Genomic DNA, 24702 nt, shown 5'->3' on the forward strand with positions numbered 1-24702 from the left:
TGTGCACCGGGAGCCCCCTACGCCGTGTCGCGGTGTTACTCGCCCAGCAGGGCCCGCACCCGGTCCTGGCCGACCGCCAGGAGCAGGGTGGGCAGCCGGGGGCCGGTGTCGCGGCCCACGAGCAGGTGGTAGAGGAGCGCGAAGAAGGTCCGCTGGGCGGTCTTGATCTCCGGGGGCAGCTCCTTGGGCGTCGCGTCGGCGGCGAACCCGGCCTGGACCTTGGGCACGCCGTAGACGAGGTGGGTCAGGCCGTCGAGGGACCAGTGCTCCTCCAGTCCGTCGCGCAGCAGGCGCAGCGACTGCTGGGCCTGCTCGTCGAGGGACTTCAGCAGCTCGGCGTCGGGCTCCTCGCGGACGATGGTGCGCTGGTCGGCGGGGACGTGGGTGTTGATCCACGCCTCGGCCTTGTCGTACCGCGGCCTGGCCTCGTCGAGCGAGGCGAGCGGGTTGGCCGGGTCCAGCTCGGACAGGATGCGCAGGGCCTGGTCCTGGTGGCCGGCGGTGATGTCGGCGACGGACGCCAGCGTGCGGTACGGCAGCGGGCGGGGCGTCTTCGGCAGGTCACCGGCGGCGGTGCCCACCGCGCGGGTGTACGCGGCGATGTCGGCCGGAAGCGCGGAGCCCTCGGCGACCTTGGCGGCGAGCTTGTCCCACTCGTCGTAGAGCCGCTGGATCTCCTGGTCGAAGGCGATCTTGAAGGACTGGTTCGGCCGGCGCCGGGCGTACAGCCAGCGCAGCAGCTGCGGCTCCATGATCTGCAGCGCGTCGGCCGGGGTGGGCACGCCACCGCGGGACGACGACATCTTCGCCATGCCGGAGATGCCGACGAAGGCGTACATGGGACCGATGGGCTGCTTGCCGCCGAAGATCCCGACGATCTGCCCGCCGACCTGGAAGGAGGACCCCGGGGACGAGTGGTCGACACCGCTCGGCTCGAAGATCACGCCCTCGTAGGCCCAGCGCATCGGCCAGTCGACCTTCCAGACCAGCTTGCCGCGGTTGAACTCGCTGAGCCGGACCGTCTCGGAGAAGCCGCACGCCGTGCAGCCGTACGTCAGCTCCGTCGACTCGTCGTCGTAGACGGTGACGGTGGTGAGGTCCTTCTCGCAGTTGCCGCAGTACGGCTTGTACGGGAAGTACCCGGCGGAGCCGGAGCTGCCGTCGTCCTCGGACGCGGCGCCCGAGCCCTCCTCGGCCTCCAGCTCGGCCTCGTCGACCGCCTTCTGCTGCTTCTTGGCGGGGGCCTTCTTGGTCCGGTACTGGGCGAGGATCGCGTCGATGTCGCCGCGGTGCCGCATCGCGTGCAGGATCTGCTCACGGTAGACACCGGTGGTGTACTGCTCGGTCTGGCTGATGCCGTCGAACTCCACACCCAGCTCGGCGAGCGAGTCGACCATGGCCGCCTTGAAGTGCTCGGCCCAGTTCGGGTGCGGCGAGCCCTTGGGGGCGGGGACCGAGGTCAGCGGCTTGCCGATGTGCTCGGCCCACGACTCGTCGACGCCGGCGACGCCGGCCGGCACCTTGCGGTACCGGTCGTAGTCGTCCCAGGAGATCAGGTGCCGCACCTGGTACCCGCGGCGGCGGATCTCGTCGGCGACGAGGTGCGGGGTCATGACCTCGCGCAGGTTCCCCAGGTGGATGGGCCCGGACGGCGACAGCCCGGACGCGACGACCACCGGAGCGGAAGCGACTGATGTCACTGTGCCCGGGGCCCGACGCTCCGCCTCCTCGATGACCTCATCCGCGAAACGGGAGACCCAGTCGGTGGTCTCGGTGCTCTGAGCCACGATCGGCACGTCCTCTTTCTGAAGAGTTCTCTGGAGGTTTCTCCGCGAGCAGCCGGTACGGTCGCACGGCTGACCGCTCCATTGTCCCAGGCGGGACCACTTCCACGAAAACGCCTTTTCGGGGTCGTGCCGCGCCCGCCCCCATCGTGTCGCCGCGTCCGCCGCCGTGCCGCCGCGGCCACCCCGTGGGACGGGCGGGAACGGCCCGGCGTTCACCCGCCGACCGGAAAATTCGCTTTACCCCGCATGGGATACTGGCCGGGTCTATCCATTCGTCGAGGAGAACGGCACCCACTCCTATGGCCTCGGTCACGTCCCTCACCGCCTCCGTCCACCAGCACCTCGCGTCCGCCCTCTCGGCCACCCTGCCGGAGGCCGCCGGCGCGGACCCGCTGCTGCGACGAAGCGACCGGGCTGACTTCCAGGCCAACGGCATCCTGGCGCTGGCGAAGAGGACCAAGGCGAACCCGCGGGAGCTGGCCACGCAGGTCGTCTCCCAGGTGACCACCGGTGACGTGATCGAGGACATCGAGGTCTCCGGGCCCGGCTTCCTCAACATCACGGTCGCCGACCGGGCGATCACCGGGAACCTCGCCGCGCGCGCCGCCGACCCCGAGGGCCGGCTGGGCTTGCCGTACGCGGAGCACCCGGGCACGACGGTCATCGACTACGCCCAGCCGAACGTGGCGAAGGAGATGCACGTCGGCCACCTGCGGTCCGCCGTGATCGGCGACTCGGTGGCCCAGCTCCTGGAGTTCACCGGGGAGAACGTGGTCCGCCGGCACCACATCGGCGACTGGGGCACCCAGTTCGGCATGCTCATCCAGTACCTGGACGAGCACCCGCACGAGCTGGACCACAGGGCCGCCGAGATCAGCGGCGAGGAGGCGATGTCGAACCTCGACCGCCTCTACAAGGCGGCGCGCAGGCTCTTCGACTCCGACGAGGAGTTCAAGACGCGGGCGCGGCGCCGGGTGGTGGACCTCCAGGCCGGGGAGCCCCACACGCTCGCCATGTGGCAGAAGTTCGTCGACGAGTCGAAGATCTACTTCTTCTCCGTCTTCGAGAAGCTGGACATGGAGATCCAGGACCCGGACATCGTCGGCGAGTCCGGTTACAACGACATGCTGACCGAGACCTGCCGCCTCCTGGAGGAGTCCGGCGTGGCGGTCCGCTCCGAGGGCGCGCTGTGCGTCTTCTTCGACGACATCAAGGGCGCGGACGGCCAGCCGGTCCCGCTGATCGTGCAGAAGTCCGACGGCGGCTTCGGCTACGCGGCCACCGACCTGTCCGCGATCCGCGACCGCGTCTTCAACCTGAAGGCGGACACGCTGCTCTACGTCGTGGACGCCCGCCAGGCCCTGCACTTCCGGATGGTCTTCGAGACCGCCCGCCGGGCCGGCTGGCTGAACGACGGCGTGAAGGCGCTCCACCTCGCCTTCGGCACGGTCCTCGGCAAGGACGGCAAGCCGTTCAAGACGCGTGAGGGCGAGACGGTCAAGCTGGTCGATCTGCTGGACGAGGCGATCGACCGGGCTTCGGCCGTGGTGCGGGAGAAGGCGCAGGACCTGTCCGAGGAGGAGATCGCCGAGCGGGGTGCCCAGGTGGGCATCGGCGCGGTGAAGTACGCGGACCTGTCGACGTCGGCGAACCGGGACTACAAGTTCGACCTGGACCAGATGGTCTCGCTGAACGGCGACACGTCCGTCTACCTCCAGTACGCGTACGCCCGTATCCAGTCGATCCTCCGCAAGGCCGGGGAGGTCCGCCCGGCGGCCCACACCGAGCTGGAGCTGACGGAGGCGGAGCGGGCGCTGGGCCTGCACGCGGACGCCTTCGCGGAGACGGTCGCGGAGGCGGCCGCGGAGTACGCCCCGCACAAGCTCGCCGCGTACCTGTACCAGTTGGCGTCGCTGTACACGACGTTCTACGACAAGTGCCCGGTGCTGAAGGCCGAGACGCCGGAGCAGGTGCAGAACCGCCTGTTCCTGTGCGACGTCACGGCCCGCACCCTGCACCAGGGCATGGCCCTGCTGGGCATCAGGACGCCCGAACGGCTCTGACCGGCGCTCGCTCCACCGGAAGGCCCCGGCCTGTTGACCACAACAGGCCGGGGCCTTCCTCGTGCTCGGGCCTTCCTCGTGCGGGGGCCTCCTCGGCGACCCGGCGGCGGTGAGGCCGTCACCCGCTTGGGGGAGGGTACGGGCATATCTCCGGGGCAAGGGGACGGCCTTGGCCCCCTTGGCGAACAGGCCGGCCGGCTCCCCCGCGCCCCCGCGACGGCCCCGGACCTGAGGCGCAAGATCGAAATGCGACCGGCCCCGCCCCCTCACACGATGACGGTGAAGGGCGGAGCGGCCGGCCGCTGACGGCCAAGCACTCCGCCGAGTCATGCGCCACAGAAAGAGGAGAACATGACGGCAACGACGGAGAGCCCCACGCGGGAAAAGACAGAGGTCGGCGCGGAAGAGGTCGGGGAGGAAACCGGCATCGGCCCCATCCTGCTGGCGGCCATGCTGGCCCGTCGTGAGGAGCGCGGGGAAGAGCCCATCATCGAGCACCCGCTGCTCCTCGCCGCGCTCATGCGCGGCCGCGAGGAGCGCGGCGAAGCGCTGATCCAGCACCCCCTCCTCCTCGCCTCGCTGATGCGCCGCCGCGAGGAGCGCGAAGAGCCGGGGATCGAGCACCCCCTCCTCCTCGCCATGCTGATGCGCCGCCGCCGCGAGGAGCGCGGGGAGGAGTCGATCATCGAGCACCCCCTCCTCCTCGCCGCGCTCATGCGCCGCCGCCGCGAGGAGCGGGGAGAGGAGTCGATCATCGAGCACCCCCTCCTCCTCGCCGCACTCATGCGCCGCCGCCGCGAAGAGCGCGGGGGCGAGTCCCTGGTCGAGCACCCGCTGCTCCTCGCCGCGCTGATGCGCCGCTAGGACATGGCAACACCCTGCCCTCCGAAGGTGGCGAGCGTCGCCTTCGGAGGGCAGGCCCCGTAAGACAACCGAGGAATCGAAGGAACCACACAATGGCAGCTGAGTCCGGCGGAGATTCGGAACGGGATCCCCTGGAGACCTTCATCGACGAGGTCTTCGAGGAAATGGTGCGCGAGGCCGGCGGTCCGCACGGCACCACCGGTATGAGGTACGGAAGGGACCCGATGGCGGCCGCCCTGGTGGAAGCGGCCATGGCGTCACTGTCCCAACCGCCGTCCTCCCGGTCCTCGGAACTGGAGAGGATGCTGTTCGCGCAGACTCTCGCGAAGGCGCTGGCCGAGTCCCTCGCCCCCGCCCTGGCGGAGTCTCTGGCCTCGGAGATCATGAAGGTCCTGACCCACCACGGAGTCCCGCCCACCGGCGGGACGCATCAGTCCGTCGGTGCGACGGGCCCGACGGGCCGCAACCGCCGAGGCTCCGGCGGCGCCGGCGGCAGCACCTCCTGAGCCAGGGGCAGGCGGCGGAGTGCGAGCCGGTTGCGGATGAGCGTCTCGCGCGGACGTCCGCCTTCCGGCTCGCACGCCTCCCGCTCAACCCCAGGCGGGCGGTGGGGTCCACGGACGGGCAACCACGCCTGCGCCGAGGCCGGTTGTCAGTGACTGCCCCTACAGTCACCGGCATGGCGACTCTTCCGAACCCGCTGCCCAAGCTGGCGTCCGACCCGAGCGGGCGTTCGCTCGGACTGCAACTCCCGCCCGGTGTCCTGCTCGACACGACGTACGACGGTCCGGCGGACGAACCGCTGCTGTGGCACGCGGGCCGGGACGTGTCCCCCGGCAACTGGGCGGCGCTCGGCGCTCCGGCGGCGCGCGTGGGCCTGCTGCCGCTCCTCGTGGACGTGGGGAGCACGCAGGGCGGTTTGGAGCACTGGCACTTGCGGCCCGGCCAGACGTCGTATCCGGGGGACCACGAGGCCGAGGAGGTGCTTGCCTCCTACTGGGACGAGTACGCGGCGTACGAGGCCGGCGCCGGTGATGACCACCCCGGCCGGGACAAGGTCGTGGAGCTCTTCGGTGAGCCGGCGACGTACGAGGAGCAGGTCGCCCCCTTCGGCCCGGACTGGCCCGGCCTCGCCCCTGCCGGCGTGCTCGCCGCCGACCCCGACGTCAGGGCCGCCGGCGTCGCCGACGCGCTCAGCGACGGCCGGGGCGACTGGTTCAAGCAGCCCCGTCTGGCGCTGGTCCCGGCCCGCCGCTCCGCCGACATCCCCGCCGCGATCGGCTGGAGCGGCCCGGTCAACTACGAGAGCGACGTGGCCCGGCTGTGCGCGGTGCTCCGCTCCTGGGAGGACCGCTTCGGGATACGGGTCGTGGCGCTCGGCTTCGACATCCTCGTCGTCTCCGTGGCGGCCCCGCCGACCACCCTCGCCGAGGCGGAGGCGGTGGCGGCGGAGCACTTCGCGTTCTGCCCGGACAACGTCGTCCAGGGCGAGGCGGAGACCCTGCGCGCCTACGCCGAGGAGCTGGTCGGGGAGCGGGTGTGGTCGTTCTGGTGGGACTGACCGTGAGCGCGGCTCCGGCCGGGCGGGGCGAGGGCCGGCCGACCGGAGCCGGGCGGGGCGAGGCCCGGGTTCCCGCCGTCAGGGCTTGGCGCCCAGCGCCGCGTACACGTTGATGTCGGCGTCGGTCGCGTCGTTGATGTCGCGGTAGCGGACCTTGTCGATGTCGTCGAGGGTCGCGAGGTACGTCGCGTCCGGCTGCTCCGGGACGGGGGCCGCGTGGTCGGGGCGCCAGCGGTGCGCGGGGACGACGCCGGGGTCGGCGAGGTCGAGGCCGTTGTCCGTGAAGAAGCGCTCCACCTCCGCCTTCGAGCGCAGCACGAAGGTGAACCCGCGTTCGGTGTAGGTGCGTTGGACGGCGCGGACGTTCTCCGGGTTGAGGTCCTCGGTGAGGTGGCTGACGACCAGGCGGCTGCCGGAGGGCAGCGCGGCGAGCAGCTCGCGCACGATGGCGTGCGCCTCCCCGTCCTCGACGAAGTGCAGGACGGCGACCAGGCAGAGGGCGATCGGCTGGTCGAAGTCGAGCATCTTGGCGGCCTGTTGGATAATGCGCGCCGGGTGCGTCAGGTCGGCGTCGATGTAGTCGGTGCGGCCCTCGGGGCCGCTGGTGAGCAGGGCGCGAGCGTGGGCGAGGACGACGGGGTCGTTGTCGACGTAGACCACCCGGGTGTCCGGGTGGATCCGCTGGGCGATCTGGTGGACGTTCTCGGCCGTGGGCAGACCGGTGCCGATGTCGAGGAACTGCCGGATGCCGTCGCGGGCCGCCAGTTCGGTCACGGCGCGGCGCAGGAAGTCGCGGTTGTGTCGTACGTCGAGATAGCCGCGCGGGTTGGCGGCGAGGGCGGCGGCGGCCGCCCGGCGGTCGACGGGGTAGTGGTCCTTGCCGCCGAGGAAGACGTCGTACACCCGGGCCGGATGCGCCTTCGTGGTGTCGATTCTTCTCTGGAGCGCGATGGGATCCTGGCTGAGAGCGTCACCGGACATGGGGGTCTCCTGGTGAGGTGGTCAGTCTCTTCAACGAGCAACTACTAGTCAACCACCCAGGTTCCGGGGCGACTTGATGCTTTCCACACCCCGGTGACCCACATCCGCGCGCGAGCCTCGCGGCCACCGCCGGACGACGGTGGCCGCCGGGGGCGGCGGGGACTCAGCGCAGCTTCCGCGCGACCTCCGTCGCCCAGTAGGTGAGGATGTTGCGCGCGCCGGCCCGCTTGATACCCGTCAGGGTCTCCAGGATCGCCCGGTCGCGGTCGACCCAGCCCTTCTCGGCCGCGGCCTCGATCATCGAGTACTCGCCGGAGATCTGGTAGGCGGCGACGGGCACGTCCACGGCGTCGGCGACACGGGCCAGGATGTCCAAGTAGGGCCCGGCCGGCTTGACCATGACCATGTCCGCGCCCTCCTCCAGGTCGAGCGCCAGCTCCCGCAGCGACTCGCGCAGGTTCGCCGGGTCCTGCTGGTAGGTCTTCCGGTCGCCCTGCAGCGAGGAACCGACCGCCTCGCGGAAGGGCCCGTAGAAGGCGGAGGAGTACTTGGCGGTGTAGGCGAGGATGGCGACGTCCTCGCGCCCGATCTGGTCGAGCGCGTCCCGGACGACGCCGATCTGGCCGTCCATCATCCCGCTGGGCCCGACGATGTGGGCACCCGCGTCGGCCTGCACCTGCGCCATCTCGGCGTACCGCTCGAGCGTGGCGTCATTGTCGACCCGCCCCTCGGCGTCGAGGACGCCGCAGTGCCCGTGGTCGGTGAACTCGTCCAGGCACAGGTCGGACATGACGAGCAGGTCGTCCCCCACCTCGGCGCGCACATCACGCAGGGCGACCTGGAGAATCCCGTCCGGATCGGTCCCGCACGTCCCGGCCCCGTCCTTCTTCGACTCCTCCGGCACCCCGAAGAGCATGATCCCGGACACCCCGGCCTCGACGGCCTCCGCGGCCGCCTTCCTCAGGCTGTCCCGGGTGTGCTGCACGACCCCGGGCATCGCCGAGATCGGCACCGGCTCACTCACACCCTCCCGGATGAACGCCGGGAGGATGAAGTCGGCGGGGTGCAGTCGCGTCTCGGCGACCATCCGCCGCATGACGGGCGAGGTCCGCAGCCGACGAGGACGCGTACCGGGAAAGGATCCGTACTTCGTCATACCTCCTACGCTACGCCCGCCGGGACCGCGCCTTTGCCGACGCCCTGTCGGATGCCGAGAAACCCCAATCAGGGCATAGCGGAACGCCGATACCAAGTTTTTGCGCTCCCCTGGCCGTCCCTGGAGCCGCACGCCTCCCCAGCGTTCTACGCGCGTGGTGTCATGCACGCGCCACTAGCACCTCCCCTCCCCCCAACAGGAGTCACGCATGCTGTGGAAGGTCCTCGGCCGGGCGGGCGTCGCCCTGGCCACCGGCGCCGCGATCGTCGCCACCGCCGCCCCCGCGAACGCCGCGAGCTACTCCGCGTTCGCCTTCTCCCAGAGCGGCAGCCAGCCCACCATCTACGACTTCATCAACTCGGCCACCAGCAAGCTCGACATGACCATGTACGAGCTGGAGGACACGACGGCCGTCAACGACCTCATAGCCCTGAAGAACAAGGGCGTCACCGTCCGCGTCATCCTGGACAGACAGCACCAGAGCGCCAACAACTCGGCGTACACGTCCCTGACGAACGCAGGGATAGGCGTCGTCTGGTCCTCCTCCGCCTTCGTCTACACCCACCAGAAGACGATCACGGTGGACGGCGTGAAGTCCCTGGTCATGACGGGGAACCTGACCTCCCAGTACTACACGACCAGCAGGGACTACGGCGTCTTCACCGACGACACCCGGGACGTCGCCTCCATCGAGAAGGTCTTCGACGCCGACTACACGGCCACCTCGATCACCCCCACCGACGGCGACCACCTCCTGTGGTCCCCCACCGACTCCCGCAACCGCCTGGTGTCGTTCGTCAACTCCGCGACGAAGAGCCTCGACGTGGAGGAGCTGGAGTTCAGCGACAGCACGGTGGTCAACGCCATCGTGGCCCGCGCGAAGGCCGGCGTGAAGGTACGGGTCGTCCTGGAGAACCCGTCGAACTACGCCAGCCAGGTCGCGTCCATCAAGGCAGCGGGCGGCACCGTCGTCGGCTACTCCGACCCCAACGGCTTCTTCATCCACGCCAAGGCCATGGTCGCCGACTACGGCCTGTCGACCCAGGAGGTCGAGGCGGGCTCGATGAACATCAGCAGCAACTCACTGAGCAACAACCGGGAGCTGGGCATCATCCTCACCGGCACGGGCGTGGCCCAGCCGGTGGCGCAGACGGTCGAAACGACGTTCAACGGTGACTACGCGGGCGGCACGGCGGCCTGATCTCCCGAGGGGCGGGTGGGTGCCGCCCGGCACCCACCCGCCCCTCCCTGTCAGTCCCGCAGGGTCTGCCGCTGTCCGCTCTCGGCGGACCTCTTGATGGCGTCCAGCAGGCGGTGCGTGCGCACGGCGGTACCGAAGTCCGGCTCGAACGGCTCCCCGGTACGGATCGCATGCGCCAGATCGACGTACACCTGGCGCACGTTGCGCATCGCGGGCGGCACATCGGCCGGCTGCGGCCGGTAGCGCTCGGGCACCTCCAGCTCCACCGGCCCACCGCCGCCCGCCGCGTGGGTGAGCACGAACTCGGGGCCGACCAGCGAGTCGTCCATGGAGCGCAGCACCAGCCGGCCGACACGCCCGTGCACCTCGATACGGAAGCCGTCGCCGTGCGGGCCGCCCGTCATGAAGTGCGCCGATGCGGCGGCACCGGACTGGAGCAGCCCGGCCACCGCGATCTGGTCCGGGGAGGTCACCTCGATCTCCCGACCGGTCTCCTCCAGCGTGATACGTCGGATCCGGGTCGTCAGCGTCGCCGACAGTTCGGTGAAGTCGCCGACGATGAAGCGGTACATGTCCATCGAGTGGCCGCCCACGACCGCCACGTGGTTGACGCCCTTGGTGTGGTCGAACAGCGCGGCGTACCGCTCGGACCAGACCTCCGGTGTCGACAGGGAGTACGTCAGCGAGGCCGACAGCACCTCTCCGACGAGGCCGTCCGCGACCAGGTCGCGCATCAGCCGGACCGCCGGATGGTGGCGGCTCTGCAGTCCCACCGCATGCCGCACCCCTGCGGACTCCGCCGCCGTCCGAAACCGCTCGGCTTGTGCCGCGGACAGGGCCAGCGGCCACTCGCCGTAGACGTGCTTGCCCGCCGCGATGGCCGCGGAGACCAGTCCGTCGCGGCGCGGAAGCTGTACGGCGATGGTGACCAGGTCGACCTCCGGGTGTGCCATGAGTGCCTCGGGGCCGGTGAAGGCGTGTCGGGCACCCCACACCTCGGCCGCGGCCCGCGCCGACGCGTCGCTGGTCCCGGCGACCGCGGTGATCTCGTAGTCGTCGAGCGCCGCGAGCGCCGGCAGATGCACCCCGTGTGCCCAGCCCCGCTGTGCGTGCGCGCCGACGACACCCACTCGGATCGTGTCCGCCATGATGAACACCCCACGTTTCCGTCCGTCTCGTCCGTCTGGTCGGCCGGTGGTATCAAGTGCCGGGCGTGCCCCGTGCGGCCCGGCTCACGCCCGGGTTCAGCGCCGCGCTGCTATCGCGCGGCGACGGTCTGCGCGGTCTGCGTCTCCGGCCGGACCGCGTCCTGCTCTCGGCGCCCGTCCCGCAGCACGAAGAACGTGACGGCCCAGGCGAGGAACACGAAGCCCGCGGCGAACAGGAAGGCCAGGCTGTAGCCGTCGCGCAGGGCCCGCACCTGTGTGGTGCCCTGGGAGATGAGTGAGTTGCTGTGCGTGGTGGCGACCGTCGCCAGGATCGCGAGACCGACCGCTGCGCCCGCCTGCTGCGCGGTGTTGTTCAGACCCGAGGCCAGGCCGGCGTCCTCGGGCGGGGCACCGGACATCGCCCGCATGATGACCGATGGAACGGTCAGGCCCATGCCGAAGCCCTGGATCACGAGAGCAGGGGCGACGTCCACCCAGTAGTCGCCGTCGACCGGAGCCCGGCCGAGCAGTAGCAGACCGCCGCCGAGGAACAGCAGGCCGGTCAGCAGGACCCGGCGGGTGCCGAAGCGTGCGGTGAGCCTCGCCGTGAACAACAGCGACATGGCGCCGATGACAAGCGGCGCGGGCAGGAAGGCCAGACCGGTCCGTGTCGAGTCGAAGCCCAGCACCCGCTGGAGGTAGAGGGCGTTGAGGAACTGGAACCCGAAGCCGGCCGCGAAGACGAGGATCACCACGGCGTTGGCACCGGTGATCTCCCGGCTGCGAAAGACGCGCAGCGCGAGCAGCGGGCGGGCGGCCTTGGCCTGGCGGAGCACGAACGCGGAAAGGAGCACCACCGAGACCGCGCCGCAGACGGCGAGCTCACCGGCACCGAACGTGTCCTCGGAGATCTGCGAGATGGTGAACACACCGAGTGAGAGGCCGGTGGTGACCAGGAGCGCGCCCAGCGCGTCCGCTCCCTCACGCAGTCCGAGGCCGCCTTGCGCGGCCGGCGTGCGTACACCGGCGACCAGCGCCACCACGCCGATGGGCAGGTTGATCAGAAACACCCAGTGCCAGCCCAGGACGTTGCTGATGACGCCGCCGGCGATCAGACCGACCGAGGCGCCGCCCGCCGACACGAAGCTGTAGACGCCCATGGCCTTGGCCTGGCCGCCGGGCTCCGGGTAGAGGCCCACGATCATGCCGAGCACCACCGCGGAGGCGAGCGCCGCGCCGATGCCCTGCAGGAAGCGGCCGGCGAGCAGCAGCTCTTGGCTGGTGGCGATCCCGCACAGCAGCGAGGCGATGGTGAAGGTGGCCAGACCGGTCAGGAACACCTTCTTGCCACCGATGAGGTCGCCCAGGCGCCCGGACAGGAGCAGCAGCCCGGCAAAGGCGATGAGATAGGAGTTCACCACCCAGGACAGGTCGCCCTGGGAGAAGCCGAGGTCGCTTTGGATGGCGGGCAGCGCGACGGTGAGGACCGTGCCGTCGAGGATGATCATCAGCTGCATCGCGCAGAGGATGGCGAGAGCCAATCCACGCGCGCCGGCTGACTTTCTTTCAGCAGAACTGTTTTCAATGGCCATGGCCGACTGCCTTCTTGTCGAAGCAGGACGATGCGCAGGATGTGACCGGGCGCACGGATGCCGCCGGGCGCGGACCGACTAGGTGCATGTCTTGTTACAGAGGTCATGTTCTGAAACCATCGCCGGCAGCGGAAGGAGGCACTTTCATGTCCCAGAGGAACACCCGTGTGACAACCCAGGTCAGCGGCTCACGTCAGTGCGAGTCTCCTGCCGCGGAGGCTGCCTGCTCGGTCCTCGAAGTCCTCGGACGGGTGAGCGGGAAGTGGAGTATCGGCATCCTGCTCGTCACCACCCAAGGCCCGGCACGCTTCACCGAACTGGAGCGCCAGGTCAAGGGCATCAGCCGCCGCATGCTCACCCTCACCCTGCGAAACCTGGAACGGGACGGCCTGCTGACCCGCACCGTCTACCCGACCGTTCCGCCCAAGGTCGAGTACACCGCCACCCCGATGGCCCGCGAGTTGTATGAATCGCTGCTGGCGCTGACCGGCTGGGCCGAACGCCACCGTCACCAGATCGACCAGGCCCGCGCCGCCTACGACAACCCCCAGGTGGAGGGGGAGGCCATCCCGGCCTCGGCAGCCTGAGAGGGGTGTTCTGCGGGCCGTTGCCGGAGTTCAGCTTGGATTGGCCTCCGGGACGACCGGTGCCGGGCGGGTGGGAGTGAGCCGGCCGGCCTCGGGTTCGGTGAGGATGCAACGACGGAGGGGACGACGTCACCGGCCGAGGTCCACTTCCGCCCACACGGTCTTGCGCGGCACCGGGCCGCCGCTCACGCCCCAGTGGTCCGCCAACTCCTCCACCAGCAGCATGCCGTAGCCGGACTCGCGGGGTGTCTCGCCGTCCCTGTCCTTGCCCTTGCGCTCCGGCTTGCGGTCCCCGCAGGTGTCCGTCACCTCGATGCGGAGTGTGGCCGGCGCGGCGACCGTCAGCGTGAGCCGGAAGCTCCGGCCGGGAACGCGGCCGTGCAGCGCCGCGTTCGCCGCGAACTCGGCGACGATCAGCCGCGCCGGGTCCAACGGCATTCCCCAGGCTTGCAGTTGCTCCGCCGCCAGCGGTCTGGCCAGCCGGTTCGGGTGATTTCTTAGGAGTCGTTGGCCTTCATCGAGAACGTACTGGGAGACACGTAGACATGACGCTCAAGGCTTCTGGAGCCGGTACCGAGGTGGAGTGGACAAAGAGCAGCTACAGCACGGCTGATGGCCCCGACTGCGTCGAAGTGGCGGCCGTCCCCGACCGCATCCTCGTCCGCGACTCCAAGGCCCCCCAAGGCCCCCGCCTCACCCTCGCCCCCGACGCCTGGGCGACCTTCCTGCCGTACGCCTCCGGGCGGTGAACGGGCGAGGCGGAGCACCCGTCAGGGGTGCTCCGCCTCGGATCAGGTCGTCGACCGACGCCTCCGCGCCCCGGGCCTGCGCTCGCTCGGCCGGGTGACCGGGTCCCCCGCCTCCAGCGCGGCCGCGCGGCGCCGGGCGCCGAAGTCGGCCAGGGCCTCGGCCAGCTTGAGCACCGACGGTTCCGGGGCCATGACGTCGACCCGCAGGCCGTGCTCCTCGGCGGTCTTGGCCGTGGCGGGGCCGATGCACGCGATCACCGTCACGTTGTGCGGCTTGCCCGCGATGCCCACCAGGTTCCGCACCGTGGAGGAGGAGGTGAACAGCACGGCGTCGAACCCGCCGCCCTTGATCGCCTCACGGGTCTCCGCCGGCGGCGGCGAGGCGCGCACGGTCCGGTAGGCCGTGACGTCGTCGACCTCCCAGCCCAGCTCGATCAGCCCGGCGACGAGCGTCTCGGTGGCGATGTCCGCGCGCGGCAGGAAGACACGGTCGATCGGGTCGAAGACCGGGTCGTACGGCGGCCAGTCCTCCAGCAGGCCGGCGGCGGACTGCTCCCCGCTCGGCACCAGGTCCGGCTTCACGCCGAAGGCGATCAGCGCCTTCGCGGTCTGCTCGCCCACCGCCGCGACCTTGATACCGGCGAAGGCGCGGGCGTCGAGGCCGTACTCCTCGAACTTCTCGCGGACCGCCTTGACCGCGTTGACCGAGGTGAACGCGATCCACTCGTAGCGGCCCGTCACCAGGCCCTTGACCGCGCGCTCCATCTGCTGGGGCGTGCGCGGCGGCTCCACGGCGATGGTCGGGACCTCGTGCGGCACGGCCCCGTAGGACACCAGCTGGTCGGAGAGCGAGACCGCCTGCTCCTTGGTGCGCGGCACGAGCACCTTCCAGCCGAACAGCGGCTTGGACTCGAACCACGAGAGCTGGTCGCGCTGCGCGGCGGCGGAACGCTCACCGACCACTGCTATCACCGGCCGCCCGCCGTCCGGGGACGGCAGGACCTTCGCCTGCTTCAGGGTCTGGGCGATGGTGCCGAGGGTCGCCGTCCAGGTGCGCTGGCGGGTGGTCGTACCGGCGACCGTGACGCTCAGCGGGGTGTCCGGCTTGCGGCCCGCCGACACCAGCTCCCCGGCCGCCGCGGCGACCGAGTCGAGCGTGGTCGACACCACGACCGTGCCGTCCGACGCGCCGACCTCGGTCCAGCACCGGTCGGAGGCCGTACGGGCGTCCACGAACCGCACGTCGGCACCCTGCGCGTCGCGCAGCGGCACACCGGCGTACGCGGGCACGCCGACGGCGCTGGCGATGCCGGGCACGACCTCGAAGGGCACACCCGCGGCGGCGCAGGCGAGCATTTCCTCGGCGGCGTACGTATCAAGTCCCGGGTCCCCGGACACCGCACGGACGACCCGCCTGCCGCCCCGCGCGGCCTCCATGACAAGATGTGCGGCATCCCGCACTGCGGGAACCCCAGCGGATGTTGACGTGCCGTCAACGACCGTCAGCTGGGGCGCGCCCGTGCCCGGAGCCTGGTCCGAGGAAGGACCGCCGTCCGTGTGCACGACGGTGACGCCCTGCCTGGCGTGCGTGCGTACGACGTCGAGCACCTCGTGCTCGGCGACGAGGACGTCCGCGTTCGCCAGCGCCTCGACGGCGCGCAGTGTGAGCAGTCCCGGATCTCCGGGTCCGGCACCGAGGAAGGTGACGTGCCCGTGTTCAGGACCGGCGGGAAGGGTGGTGGGGCTCACTGTGCTCGCTCCCCCATCAGACCGGCCGCGCCCTGGGCAAGCATCTCGGTGGCGAGTTCGCGACCGAGCGCCATCGCCTGCTCATGCGTCCGGGGTACGGGACCGGTGGTGGACAGCTGCACCAGCGAGGTGCCGTCGGTCGTGCCGACGACGCCGCGCAGGCGCATTTCCTTGACAATCTGCCCGTCGGCCAGAAGGTCGGCCAGCGCACCCACAGGGGCGCTGCAACCGGCCTCCAGGGCGGCGAGCAGTGATCGCTCGGCGGTCACGGCGGCCCGCGTGAGCGGGTCGTCGAGCTCGGCGAGCGCGGCGATCAGGTCCGCGTTGTCCGCGGCGCACTCGATCGCCAGTGCCCCCTGGCCGGGGGCGGGCAGAACCCTGTCGACCGACAGGAAGTCGGTCACCTCGTCGCCGCGGCCGATGCGGTTCAGGCCGGCCGCGGCCAGCACGACCGCGTCCAGCTCGCCGCCGCGGACGAAACCGATGCGCGTGTCGACGTTGCCGCGTATCGGGACCGTCTCGATGTCCAGCCCGTGGCTGCGCGCGTACGCGTTCAGCTGCGCCATGCGGCGCGGCGAGCCGGTGCCTATGCGCGCCCCGCGGGGCAGGTCGGTGAACTTCAGCGCGTCCCGGGCGACGATCACGTCGCGCGGGTCCTCGCGCTCCGGTACGGCGGCCAGGACCAGGTCCTCGGGCTGCGCGGTCGGCAGGTCCTTGAGCGAATGAACCGCGAAGTCGACCTCGCCCCGCAGCAGCGCGTCGCGCAGCGCCGTGACGAACACGCCCGTGCCGCCGATCTGCGCGAGGTGCTCGCGCGAGGTGTCACCGTAAGTGGTGATCTCGACGAGCTCGACGGGCCGTCCGGTCACCCGGCTCACGGCGTCCGCCACCTGCCCGGACTGGGCCATGGCGAGCTTGCTCCGCCTGGTCCCCAGCCGCAGGGCCTCACTTGTTCGCCCGAGGGGCGCCTCAGCCGGTGTCGGGAGCCCGACCGTGCTCACCCCTTCGGGCCCGCGCGCACTCGTGCTCCCGACACCGGCGCGCCCCTCCGGCTCACGTGCCTTGTCACTCATGCCGGCCCTCGGTTCCTGCCGTTCGTGTCGACGTACGCGCCGACTTTCCTGACGCTCGAGTCGACGCTCTTGACGCTCGCGTCGACTTTGTCGTCGATGTTCTTTTCGCCGTCCGCCCGGGAGACGGAGGCAACCGTCTCGGCATCGAGGTCGAACAGGGTGCGCAGCGCGTCCGCGTACCCGGCGCCGCCGGGCTCGGCCGCGAGCTGCTTGACCCGGACGGTCGGCGCGTGCAGCAGCTTGTCCACGACGCGCCGCACGGTCTGGGTGATCTCCGCGCGGTGCTTGTCGTCGAGGCCGGGCAGCCGCCCTTCCAGGCGGGCGATCTCACCGGCCACCACGTCGGCGGCCATGCTGCGCAGCGCGACCACGGTGGGCGTGATGTGCGCCGCCCGCAGAGCCGCGCCGAAGGCCGCGACCTCGTCGGAGACGATGCGCCGTACGGCGTCGACGTCGGCCGCCATCGGCGCGTCCGCGGAGGCCTCGGCGAGGGACTCGATGTCGACCAGGCGCACCCCGGCCAGCCGGTGCACGGCCGCGTCGACGTCGCGCGGCATGGCGAGGTCGAGGAGGAACAGTACCGGCTCCGGCCGCGGGGCCCCGGTGACCTGCTCGGGCTTGCGGCGCTCGGGGATGCGGCCGACGGTGGCGACGGTCGCGGCGAGCGCGGTGATCAGCTCGGCGTCGGCCTCGGCGCTGCGGCGGGCGGACTCCCGGCGGTCCACGCCGTTGTCCACCCAGGTGGCGTGCTGCTCCAGGGTGGCCGCGTCCATGCCGGCCACGGCGGCCTCGCCCATCACGGAGAAACCTGCCTGCACGGCGGTCAGGTCGAGGGGGCAGTTCTCCTCGCCCACGCCGGTGGGCGGCAGCGGCGTGTCCCGGACGTCCTTCCCGGCCGGCGTGCGGCGGTCCTCGGCGTCCTCGGTCCGGCGCTCGCCGCCGGCGTCCGCGACGGGCCGTCCGGTGCGGCTCTCGACCGCGGCTGCGATCGTCCCGGCCGGCAGGACCAGCCCGGTCGCGCCGGTGCAGGAGACGGCGACGTCGGCACGTGTCAGCTCGAACGGCACCGCGTCCATCGGTACCGCGCGGGCCAGCACGTCCGTGTCGTCGCCCTCGGTGAGGATCCGGGCGAGGCGCGCGGCGCGGTCCTGGGTGCGGTTGGCGACGACGATCTCGGCGACCCCGGCGCGCGCGAGCGTCGCGGCGGCCAGCGAGGACATCGACCCGGCGCCGATGACCAGCGCCTTCTTGCCGGTGGCCCAGGTCTGCACGTCCGCGCCCGCGGACAGCTGCTCCAGCCCGAAGGTGACCAGGGACTGCCCGGCGCGGTCGATGCCGGTCTCGGAGTGGGCCCGCTTGCCGACCCTGAGCGCCTGCTGGAACAGGTCGTTCAGCAGGCGTCCGGCGGTGTGCAGCTCCTGCGCCCTGGCCAGCGAGTCCTTTATCTGGCCGAGGATCTGGCCCTCGCCGACGACCATCGAGTCCAGCCCGCAGGCCACCGAGAACAGGTGGTGGACGGCCCGGTCCTCGTAGTGCACGTAGAGGTAGGGCGTGAGCTCCTCCAGGCCGACCCCGCTGTGCTGGGCGAGCAGCGTGGACAGCTCGGCGACACCGGCGTGGAACTTGTCCACGTCGGCGTACAGCTCGATGCGGTTGCAGGTGGCCAGCAGGGCGGCCTCGGCGGCCGGCTCGGCGGCGACGGTGCCCCGCAGCAGCTTGAACTGCGCGTCCGGGTTCAGCGAGGCCCGCTCCAGGACGCTGACCGGGGCGCTGCGGTGGCTCAGCCCGACGACGAGGAGACTCATGCCGGCATCACGGCGGGCACGTCCCCGTCGGGTCCCTGGTCGGCGGACTCGCCGCGGGCAGCGGCGGCGGGCAGCGCGCCGGCGGCGGCCTCCTCGCCGGCCTTGCGCTGCTCGTGGAAGGCGAGGATCTGCAGCTCGATGGAGAGGTCGACCTTGCGCACGTCGACGCCGTCGGGGACGGACAGCACGGTCGGGGCGAAGTTCAGGATGGAGGTGACTCCGGCGGCCACCAGGCGGTCGCAGACCTGCTGGGCGGCGCCCGCGGGGGTCGCGATCACGCCGATCGACACGCCGTTGTCCTGGATGATCTTCTCGAGCTCGTCGGTGTGCTGGACCGGGATGCCGGCGACGGGCTTTCCGGCCATCGCGGGGTCGGCGTCGATGAGGGCGGCGACCCGGAACCCGCGGGAGGCGAAGCCGCCGTAGTTGGCGAGCGCGGCGCCGAGGTTGCCGATACCGACGATCACAACCGGCCAGTCCTGGGTGAGGCCCAGTTCGCGGGAGATCTGGTACACGAGATACTCGACGTCGTAGCCCACGCCCCGCGTCCCGTAGGAGCCGAGGTAGGAGAAGTCCTTGCGCAGCTTGGCGGAGTTGACTCCCGCCGCGGCCGCGAGCTCCTCGGAGGAGACCGTGGGGACCGAGCGCTCCGACAACGCGGTCAGGGCTCGGAGGTACAGCGGAAGCCTGGCGACGGTGGCCTCGGGAATCCCTCGGCTGCGGGTCGCCGGTCGGTGAGTTCGGCCAGTTGCCACGGTGCTCCTGCGGGTAGAGCGGGGCTGTGGGCGGTCGTACGTCCCCGGACCGCCCCGTCGAATGCAGGCTATGTCTTTGTGAACGCGTGCACAAAGATGGTGTCCGATTTGCCCGGCCAACGTGACCGGGGTCACGCGCCCCTGGCGCACCGGCGAGGAACCGGCGCACAGGCACCCGCGCTCCTTCATTGTTGGGGGCAAAACCGCACACTCTCCTCTACGATCCCCACCCCCGAGACCAAGACGCCGTCGATCCTAAGCGAATTTCCCGCCGTTTGTACTAGGCGGTCAGTGCCTTGCGCAGACGCTCCTCGTCCACACGCCAGAAGGTGTGCTGGGCGCCGTCGACGAGGACCACGGGGATCTGCTCCCAGTACGCGTCGTGCAACCGCTGGTCCTGGGTGATGTCCTTCGCCTCCCAGGGGACGCCGAGGTCGGCGCAGACCTTCTCCACGACGGCCTGCGCGTCGTCGCACAGATGACAGCCGGGCTTGCGGATCAGCGTGACGAGCCGGTCCTGGGGAGCCGGGGACTTACGGCGGAAGATGGGACTCATGTCGGCCATTCTCGCGCCGTCGCGGCGGTGCGGGACCCCGCCCGCGCGAGCCGCGCCGCGAGCGCCCGGCCTGCCGGATCCGCGCGCCGACACGCCGGTCGCGCGACTTCTTTAACGACACCGTCGCGGAGAGTTCACGGGCTGCGAACCTCGCACGTCCGGAACCACCCCGCGCACTGGCTATGCTCACGCCATGGCCGCTCTCGGATGGCTCACACCCCGTAGGCGCTCCGCCACGGCGCGGAGCGTGTTGGCAGGCGAGGCCTCGGCGGAGGCAGCACGCAAGTCCACACAGGAACAGGAAGTGCCCTCGGCGCCGGAGGTCACGCCGTTCCCGGTCCAGGGCGACGACAAGGCAGCCGCCTTCTTCGACCTGGACAACACCGTGATGCAGGGCGCCGCGCTGTTCCACTTCGGCCGGGGCCTGTACAAGCGGAGGTTCTTCGAGACCCGCGACCTGGCCCGGTTCGCCTGGCAGCAGGCGTGGTTCCGGCTGGCCGGCGTCGAGGACCCCGAGCACATGCAGGAGGCGCGCGACTCTGCGCTGTCCATCGTCCAGGGCCACCGCGTCGCCGAACTGCAGTCGATCGGCGAGGAGATCTACGACGAGTACATGGCCGAGCGGATCTGGCCCGGCACGCGCGCGCTGGCGCAGGCCCACCTGGACGCGGGCCAGAAGGTGTGGCTCGTCACGGCCGCGCCGGTGGAGATCGCCCAGGTGATCGCCCGCCGCCTGGGACTGACCGGCGCGCTCGGCACGGTGGCCGAGTCGATCGACGGCGTCTACACCGGCCGGCTGGTCGGCGAGCCCCTGCACGGCCCGGCGAAGGCGGAGGCGGTACGCGCCCTGGCGGCGGCGGAGGGCCTGCACCTGTCCCGGTGCGCCGCCTACAGCGACTCCCACAACGACATCCCCATGCTGTCCCTGGTCGGCCACCCCTACGCCATCAACCCCGACAGCAAGCTCCGCCGGCACGCCCGCGAGATGGACTGGCGGCTGCGCGACTACCGCACGGGCCGCAAGGCGGCCAAGGTCGGCATCCCCGCGGCGGCGGGCGTGGGCGCGGTGGCCGGCGGCACGGCGGCCGCGATCGCGCTGCACCGGCGGCGCCGGTAACCGGGACGGCCGCAGGCACCCTGCCGTCGGGACGGCCCGGCACCGACCCACCGTCGGGACGGCCCGGCACCGTCCCACCGTCGGGACGGCCCGCGTCAACCGCGACCGGGACGGCGTCACTCCGTCACCGGGGTGGCCGGATGGCTCCGTTGACGGAACGTTTCCGGGTGACGCCTCTGATCGGGCCGCGCCACACCCGGTTCCCAGGGCAAGCGGTCGAACGTACCCACGCACTGGCCTGGCCATTCCTGTTGGCCGTACACCGCCACAACATGCCCCGGAGTCACCGGAACGCGAACTCGATCGATCAACAAACGGTCACTCTGTTGCACTTGATCGGGCGTCAATCGGTTACGGAAGCGACGTAATCGACGATTTGAGCAACTCGGTGTAGCAGCACCTATACGAAGCGTTATTCTCCTCAGACGCAAACCGGTACCCCTCCGTCGCTACGACGGGTGAACGGTTCCGCACTGCACGTGATGGAAGCTCTGCCTCTGGGAGTCCCGTGTACGCAAACGTCGGGGTTGACGCCTCGGGCCTGGCTACGCTCCGCGCTACGGTCCTGGGCCTGCTGCGCGGTCTCGTCCCCACCGCGTACGCCGGTCCCGCATTCGCCACTGCCGCCCCCGTGGGCCCACGCTACGCGCTGGCCGACGGCATGGAGCAGGCTCAGGCGCGCAGCGCCGTCGTCGACGGACGCCGCTCGGGGGACGGGCGGGCGGCCGCCAGGCGAGGGCGGCCGGCGGGCGCGGCCACCGTCCGCCGCCCGGCCGCGGACAGCGACAGCGCCCGGATGATGGACCTCGTGGAGCGCGCCCAGGCCGGCGAGGCCGAGGCCTTCGGCCGCCTCTACGACCAGTACAGCGACACGGTGTACCGCTACATCTACTACCGGGTGGGCGGGAAGGCGACGGCCGAGGACCTCACCAGCGAGACCTTTCTGCGGGCCCTGCGCCGCATCGGCACCTTCACCTGGCAGGGCCGCGACTTCGGCGCCTGGCTGGTCACCATCGCCCGCAACCTCGTCGCCGACCACTTCAAGTCCAGCCGCTTCCGGCTGGAGGTCACCACCGGCGAGATGCTCGACGCCAACGAGGTCGAGCGCTCCCCGGAGGACTCCGTCCTGGAGTCCCTGTCCAACGCCGCCCTGCTGGACGCCGTACGGCGGCTCAACCCCCAGCAGCAGGAGTGCGTGACGCTCCGCTTCCTGCAGGGCCTGTCCGTCGCGGAGACCGCACGAGTGATGGGAAAGAACGAGGGCGCCATCAAGACCCTCCAGTACCGGGCCGTGCGGACCCTCGCCCGCCTCCTGCCCGAAGACGCCCGCTGAGCCGTACACGCTCAGCGACGTTCAACTCACGTTCTGTTGCACCGCGTTGACTTCCCGACCTGATCCTCGTTCGTCCGTAACCCAAGTGCCGAGCCGCTCGTTGTGCGGGATACAGGCTCCCTGTGGTCACGTCCTGGCCCACGCTGATCACCCGATCGCGTGGACGCGGGTGTGGACGTGCAACCCTCAGGTCCCCTGGGGAGTCGACCGTCATGACGAGAGGAGGTGCCGCCAGTGATCGCGAACGTATCGGCGCACCGGCGGGCGAACGCCTTCGCCCAGGCCCTGGAGGAGCTGTCCGACCAGGGCACAGCGGCCGAGCAGTCCGAAGGACCGGCACCGGCCCCGGCTGATGCGGAACAGACCGAGCGGGGCCGTCTGCCGGCCCTCGCCGCCGGTCTCGGCGCACTGCCCCGGCCGGAGCTGGACCCCGAGGTCAAGGTCGTCCAGCGGGCCCAACTGGTGGCCGCGATGGAGGCCATGCTGCAGGAGGGCACCGCGAGCGGCGAAGCGGGCGATCTGGTCCCCGAGCAGCGAAGCCATCGGGCGCGGGGTGCCCACCGGGCGAGCGGCCTGGGGAAACTGCGGCCGCGTACCCGGCTGACCAAGGGCCTGGCCGCGGGCGGGCTCAGTATGGGTGTGGCGGCGAGCGCCTTCGGCGGAGTGGCCGCTGCCAGCTCCGACGCCCTGCCCGGTGACTCGCTCTACGGCCTCAAACGCGGCATCGAGGACTTCAAGCTCAACTACCTGACCGAGAACGCCGACGAGCAGGGCCAGGCCTACCTCGACCTGGCCTCCACCCGGCTGAACGAGGCCCGCCGGCTGATGGAGCGCGGCCGCAGCGGCGCGCTCGACCACGAGTCGCTCGGCGAGGTCCGGCGCACCCTGGTGGGCATGCAGCACGACGCGGCGGAGGGCCACCGCCTGCTGCACGAGGCGTACGAGCGCGACCCCGACTCCCTGGGCCCCATCCAGGCCCTCTCCACCTTCTCCCGGTCCCACCGCGAGGCCTGGGGCGCACTGCGCGAACGGCTGCCCGTGCAGCTCGGGGACGTCAGTCAGCAGGTGTCGTCGGTGTTCGCCGCCATAGACGAAGAGGTGGCCCCGCTGCAGTCGCTGCTCCCCCCGTCCCCGAGCCAGGGGGGAAGCGACGGTCAGCGGCACGGCACCACCCCGTCCTCGTCCGGCGGCGCCTCGTCCGGCTACGGCCACTCGGCGCAGCCCAGCACCGGCAGCGGCCCCACCGCGGGCGGCAGGCAGTCCGGCAGCGGCAGCCCCAGCAAGTCGACCGGCTCCGGCAGCGAGAGCGACGGACTGATCGGCGGCAGCACCGGCGGTCTGCTCGACCCGCCCAAGACCGGCAGCGCCTCGCCGTCCGCCGGCACGTCGCCCAGCAGCGCCCCGGCAGTCACCATCCCGCCGCTGCTCCCGGGCCTGCTCCCCGGCCTCGGCATCGAGGGGGAGAACGCGCCGTAGACGGGCGTACGACGACGGGGGCGCCCTCTTTCCCCAGAGGGCGCCCCCGTCGTCGTAGCGGGCCGTACAGGGCGCGCAGAGGTCAGAAGAAGACCGACCGGCGCTGCACCAGCAGCTTGTAGAGCGTGTGCTGGATCTGCTCCCGGACCTGGTCGGTCAGGTTGAACATCAGCATCGGGTCCTCGGCCGCCTCCGGCGGATAGGCGTCCGTCGGGATCGGCTCCCCGAACTGGATGGTCCACTTCGTCGGCAGCGGGATCGCGCCCAGCGGGCCCAGCCACGGGAAGGTCGGCGTGAGCGGGAAGTACGGGAAGCCCAGCAGCCGCGCGACCGTCTTGGCGTTGCCGATCATCGGGTAGATCTCCTCGGCCCCGACGATCGAGCAGGGGATGATCGGGGTGCCCTGACGCAGAGCGGTGGAGACGAAGCCGCCGCGGCCGAATCGCTGGAGCTTGTAGCGCTCGCCGAAGGGCTTGCCGATGCCCTTGAAGCCCTCCGGCATCACCCCGACCAGTTCGCCCTGCCGCAGGAGCCGTTCGGCGTCCTCGGCGCAGGCGAGGGTGTGGCCGAGCTTGCGGGCCAGCTCGTTGACCACCGGCAGCACGAAGACCAGGTCGGCCGCCAGCAGCCGCAGATGCCGGCCGGCGGGATGGTGGTCGTGCACGGCGACCTGCATCATCAGGCCGTCCAGCGGGACGGTCCCGGAGTGGTTGGCGACGATCAGCGCCCCTCCCTTGTCCGGGATGTTCTCCACGCCCTTCACGTCCACCCGGAAGTACTTCTCGTACACCGGCCGGAGCAGGGACATCAGGACCTGGTCGGTGAGTTCGGCGTCGTAGCCGAAGTCGTCGACCTCGTAGTCCCCGGTGAGGCGGCGGCGCAGGAACGACAGGCCGCTCGCGATGCGCCGTTCGAGCCCGCCGTGCCACTGCGGCGGGCGGGGCTCCTGGGGCTGCTGTTCCTCCGGGGTCACAGGGACATCCTCCTGCGGAACGCCCCTGGTGGGCAGGGGCTGGACCTCCCGGACCAGGGCCGGTTCGCCGCCGGTGCGTCGGCTCCCGGCGCTCCGGCGCCGCTGCGGCCGCTGCGCGGCGCCCCCGCGGGACCGGTCGTCGTCGAACGGAATGACCTTGGCGTCCGCCATCGTTG

22 protein-coding genes are annotated in these 24702 nt (G+C 71.2%); 10 read left to right on the forward strand and 12 right to left on the reverse strand.

Translation table 11 applies throughout. The annotated features are described in order from the left end of the window. Positions 1-35: 35 nt before the first annotated feature. Positions 36-1796: a lysine--tRNA ligase gene (lysS, locus tag ACIQ9G_RS14550; RefSeq protein ID WP_403608765.1), complete on the reverse strand. Its 1761-nt coding sequence runs from the start codon at positions 1794-1796 to the stop codon at positions 36-38. Positions 1797-2086: 290 nt separating this feature from the next. On the opposite strand from lysS, the gene argS reads away from it, so the two are divergent. The 4 genes from argS to ACIQ9G_RS14570 all read left to right on the forward strand — a co-directional run bounded on the left by argS (position 2087) and on the right by ACIQ9G_RS14570 (position 6275). After that, positions 2087-3850, forward strand: a complete 1764-nt coding sequence (gene argS / locus ACIQ9G_RS14555) for an arginine--tRNA ligase (protein WP_403608766.1) — start codon at positions 2087-2089, stop codon at positions 3848-3850. Between the two features lie 351 nt (positions 3851-4201). Next, positions 4202-4714 carry a hypothetical protein gene (locus ACIQ9G_RS14560; protein WP_403608767.1) on the forward strand — a complete coding sequence of 171 codons (513 nt, stop codon included), beginning with the start codon at positions 4202-4204 and terminating at the stop codon, positions 4712-4714. A gap of 92 nt (positions 4715-4806) precedes the next feature. Then, positions 4807-5220, forward strand: a complete 414-nt coding sequence (locus ACIQ9G_RS14565) for a hypothetical protein (RefSeq protein ID WP_403608768.1) — start codon at positions 4807-4809, stop codon at positions 5218-5220. Positions 5221-5393: 173 nt separating this feature from the next. Then, positions 5394-6275 carry a DUF4253 domain-containing protein gene (locus ACIQ9G_RS14570; RefSeq protein ID WP_403608769.1) on the forward strand — a complete coding sequence of 294 codons (882 nt, stop codon included), beginning with the start codon at positions 5394-5396 and terminating at the stop codon, positions 6273-6275. 78 nt (positions 6276-6353) lie between these two features. Here the strand turns inward: ACIQ9G_RS14570 and ACIQ9G_RS14575 are convergent, their stop codons facing one another. Together ACIQ9G_RS14575 and hemB are read right to left on the reverse strand one after the other, a co-directional pair. Then, complete coding sequence (locus tag ACIQ9G_RS14575) at positions 6354-7256, reverse strand: SAM-dependent methyltransferase (protein ID WP_403608770.1); 903 nt, start codon at positions 7254-7256, stop codon at positions 6354-6356. A 163-nt stretch (positions 7257-7419) separates the two neighbouring features. After that, complete coding sequence (gene hemB, locus ACIQ9G_RS14580; protein WP_403608771.1) at positions 7420-8412, reverse strand: porphobilinogen synthase; 993 nt, start codon at positions 8410-8412, stop codon at positions 7420-7422. 208 nt (positions 8413-8620) lie between these two features. Between hemB and ACIQ9G_RS14585 the strand changes: the two genes are divergently transcribed. Beyond that, positions 8621-9613 (forward strand): phospholipase D-like domain-containing protein, encoded by a 993-nt coding sequence (locus ACIQ9G_RS14585; RefSeq protein ID WP_403608772.1) that lies wholly within the window; start codon positions 8621-8623, stop codon positions 9611-9613. Positions 9614-9663: 50 nt separating this feature from the next. Here the strand turns inward: ACIQ9G_RS14585 and ACIQ9G_RS14590 are convergent, their stop codons facing one another. Both ACIQ9G_RS14590 and ACIQ9G_RS14595 read right to left on the reverse strand, forming a co-directional pair. Continuing rightward, positions 9664-10761 (reverse strand): Gfo/Idh/MocA family protein, encoded by a 1098-nt coding sequence (locus ACIQ9G_RS14590; RefSeq protein WP_403608773.1) that lies wholly within the window; start codon positions 10759-10761, stop codon positions 9664-9666. Positions 10762-10871: 110 nt separating this feature from the next. Beyond that, positions 10872-12278 carry an MFS transporter gene (locus ACIQ9G_RS14595; protein WP_403608774.1) on the reverse strand — a complete coding sequence of 469 codons (1407 nt, stop codon included), beginning with the start codon at positions 12276-12278 and terminating at the stop codon, positions 10872-10874. Between the two features lie 221 nt (positions 12279-12499). On the opposite strand from ACIQ9G_RS14595, the gene ACIQ9G_RS14600 reads away from it, so the two are divergent. Next, entirely contained in the window at positions 12500-12940 is a 441-nt protein-coding gene (locus tag ACIQ9G_RS14600; protein ID WP_403608775.1) for a winged helix-turn-helix transcriptional regulator, read from the forward strand. Positions 12941-13069: 129 nt separating this feature from the next. On the opposite strand, the gene ACIQ9G_RS14605 is transcribed toward ACIQ9G_RS14600, so the two are convergent. Further along, complete coding sequence (locus tag ACIQ9G_RS14605) at positions 13070-13420, reverse strand: ATP-binding protein (RefSeq protein ID WP_403608845.1); 351 nt, start codon at positions 13418-13420, stop codon at positions 13070-13072. 65 nt (positions 13421-13485) lie between these two features. Between ACIQ9G_RS14605 and ACIQ9G_RS14610 the strand changes: the two genes are divergently transcribed. Further along, positions 13486-13689, forward strand: a complete 204-nt coding sequence (locus ACIQ9G_RS14610; protein ID WP_403608776.1) for a DUF397 domain-containing protein — start codon at positions 13486-13488, stop codon at positions 13687-13689. A gap of 42 nt (positions 13690-13731) precedes the next feature. On the opposite strand, the gene ACIQ9G_RS14615 is transcribed toward ACIQ9G_RS14610, so the two are convergent. From ACIQ9G_RS14615 to ACIQ9G_RS14635, 5 genes are all read right to left on the reverse strand, one after another. Beyond that, positions 13732-15438: a uroporphyrinogen-III synthase gene (locus tag ACIQ9G_RS14615; RefSeq protein ID WP_403608777.1), complete on the reverse strand. Its 1707-nt coding sequence runs from the start codon at positions 15436-15438 to the stop codon at positions 13732-13734. Continuing rightward, complete coding sequence (hemC, locus tag ACIQ9G_RS14620; protein WP_403608847.1) at positions 15435-16439, reverse strand: hydroxymethylbilane synthase; 1005 nt, start codon at positions 16437-16439, stop codon at positions 15435-15437. Before hemC ends, ACIQ9G_RS14615 begins: the two co-directional genes overlap by 4 nt. 68 nt (positions 16440-16507) lie before the next feature. Further along, a complete protein-coding gene (locus ACIQ9G_RS14625; protein WP_403608778.1) occupies positions 16508-18316 on the reverse strand; it encodes a glutamyl-tRNA reductase in 1809 nt (602 codons plus the stop codon). Then, positions 18313-19071 (reverse strand): redox-sensing transcriptional repressor Rex, encoded by a 759-nt coding sequence (locus ACIQ9G_RS14630; protein WP_403608779.1) that lies wholly within the window; start codon positions 19069-19071, stop codon positions 18313-18315. Before ACIQ9G_RS14630 ends, ACIQ9G_RS14625 begins: the two co-directional genes overlap by 4 nt. Before the next feature lie 280 nt (positions 19072-19351). After that, complete coding sequence (locus tag ACIQ9G_RS14635; protein WP_403608780.1) at positions 19352-19636, reverse strand: glutaredoxin family protein; 285 nt, start codon at positions 19634-19636, stop codon at positions 19352-19354. A gap of 184 nt (positions 19637-19820) precedes the next feature. Here ACIQ9G_RS14635 and ACIQ9G_RS14640 point away from each other — a divergent pair, with 184 nt between their 5' ends. The 3 genes from ACIQ9G_RS14640 (at position 19821) to ACIQ9G_RS14650 (ending at position 23553) form a co-directional block, all read left to right on the forward strand. Further along, positions 19821-20744 carry an HAD family hydrolase gene (locus tag ACIQ9G_RS14640; protein ID WP_403608781.1) on the forward strand — a complete coding sequence of 308 codons (924 nt, stop codon included), beginning with the start codon at positions 19821-19823 and terminating at the stop codon, positions 20742-20744. Positions 20745-21252: 508 nt separating this feature from the next. Next, positions 21253-22077 (forward strand): ECF subfamily RNA polymerase sigma factor, BldN family, encoded by an 825-nt coding sequence (locus ACIQ9G_RS14645; protein WP_403608782.1) that lies wholly within the window; start codon positions 21253-21255, stop codon positions 22075-22077. Positions 22078-22311: 234 nt separating this feature from the next. Beyond that, positions 22312-23553: a DUF5667 domain-containing protein gene (locus tag ACIQ9G_RS14650; RefSeq protein WP_403608783.1), complete on the forward strand. Its 1242-nt coding sequence runs from the start codon at positions 22312-22314 to the stop codon at positions 23551-23553. An 82-nt stretch (positions 23554-23635) separates the two neighbouring features. Here ACIQ9G_RS14650 and ACIQ9G_RS14655 read toward each other — a convergent pair whose 3' ends face one another. Further along, positions 23636-24697 carry a lysophospholipid acyltransferase family protein gene (locus ACIQ9G_RS14655; protein WP_403608784.1) on the reverse strand — a complete coding sequence of 354 codons (1062 nt, stop codon included), beginning with the start codon at positions 24695-24697 and terminating at the stop codon, positions 23636-23638. Positions 24698-24702 lie beyond the last annotated feature (5 nt).

The sequence above is a fragment of the Streptomyces sp. NPDC096152 genome (genome assembly GCF_044763235.1).
In the GTDB taxonomy this organism is placed as follows: Bacteria; Actinomycetota; Actinomycetes; order Streptomycetales; family Streptomycetaceae; genus Streptomyces.

What these genes read in the sequence shown, in the direction of transcription:
- hemB (WP_403608771.1), bottom strand. Translation starts at nt 8,412, where the DNA reads ATGACGAAGTACGGATCCTTTCCCGGTACGCGTCCTCGTCGGCTGCGG.
- ACIQ9G_RS14600 (WP_403608775.1), top strand. Translation starts at nt 12,500, where the DNA reads ATGTCCCAGAGGAACACCCGTGTGACAACCCAGGTCAGCGGCTCACGT.
- ACIQ9G_RS14565 (WP_403608768.1), top strand. Translation starts at nt 4,807, where the DNA reads ATGGCAGCTGAGTCCGGCGGAGATTCGGAACGGGATCCCCTGGAGACC.
- ACIQ9G_RS14635 (WP_403608780.1), bottom strand. Translation starts at nt 19,636, where the DNA reads ATGGCCGACATGAGTCCCATCTTCCGCCGTAAGTCCCCGGCTCCCCAG.
- ACIQ9G_RS14590 (WP_403608773.1), bottom strand. Translation starts at nt 10,761, where the DNA reads ATGGCGGACACGATCCGAGTGGGTGTCGTCGGCGCGCACGCACAGCGG.
- ACIQ9G_RS14560 (WP_403608767.1), top strand. Translation starts at nt 4,202, where the DNA reads ATGACGGCAACGACGGAGAGCCCCACGCGGGAAAAGACAGAGGTCGGC.
- ACIQ9G_RS14585 (WP_403608772.1), top strand. Translation starts at nt 8,621, where the DNA reads ATGCTGTGGAAGGTCCTCGGCCGGGCGGGCGTCGCCCTGGCCACCGGC.
- ACIQ9G_RS14570 (WP_403608769.1), top strand. Translation starts at nt 5,394, where the DNA reads ATGGCGACTCTTCCGAACCCGCTGCCCAAGCTGGCGTCCGACCCGAGC.
- ACIQ9G_RS14640 (WP_403608781.1), top strand. Translation starts at nt 19,821, where the DNA reads ATGGCCGCTCTCGGATGGCTCACACCCCGTAGGCGCTCCGCCACGGCG.
- argS (WP_403608766.1), top strand. Translation starts at nt 2,087, where the DNA reads ATGGCCTCGGTCACGTCCCTCACCGCCTCCGTCCACCAGCACCTCGCG.
- ACIQ9G_RS14595 (WP_403608774.1), bottom strand. Translation starts at nt 12,278, where the DNA reads ATGCAGCTGATGATCATCCTCGACGGCACGGTCCTCACCGTCGCGCTG.
- ACIQ9G_RS14575 (WP_403608770.1), bottom strand. Translation starts at nt 7,256, where the DNA reads ATGTCCGGTGACGCTCTCAGCCAGGATCCCATCGCGCTCCAGAGAAGA.
- ACIQ9G_RS14610 (WP_403608776.1), top strand. Translation starts at nt 13,486, where the DNA reads ATGACGCTCAAGGCTTCTGGAGCCGGTACCGAGGTGGAGTGGACAAAG.
- ACIQ9G_RS14655 (WP_403608784.1), bottom strand. Translation starts at nt 24,697, where the DNA reads ATGGCGGACGCCAAGGTCATTCCGTTCGACGACGACCGGTCCCGCGGG.
- ACIQ9G_RS14625 (WP_403608778.1), bottom strand. Translation starts at nt 18,316, where the DNA reads ATGAGTCTCCTCGTCGTCGGGCTGAGCCACCGCAGCGCCCCGGTCAGC.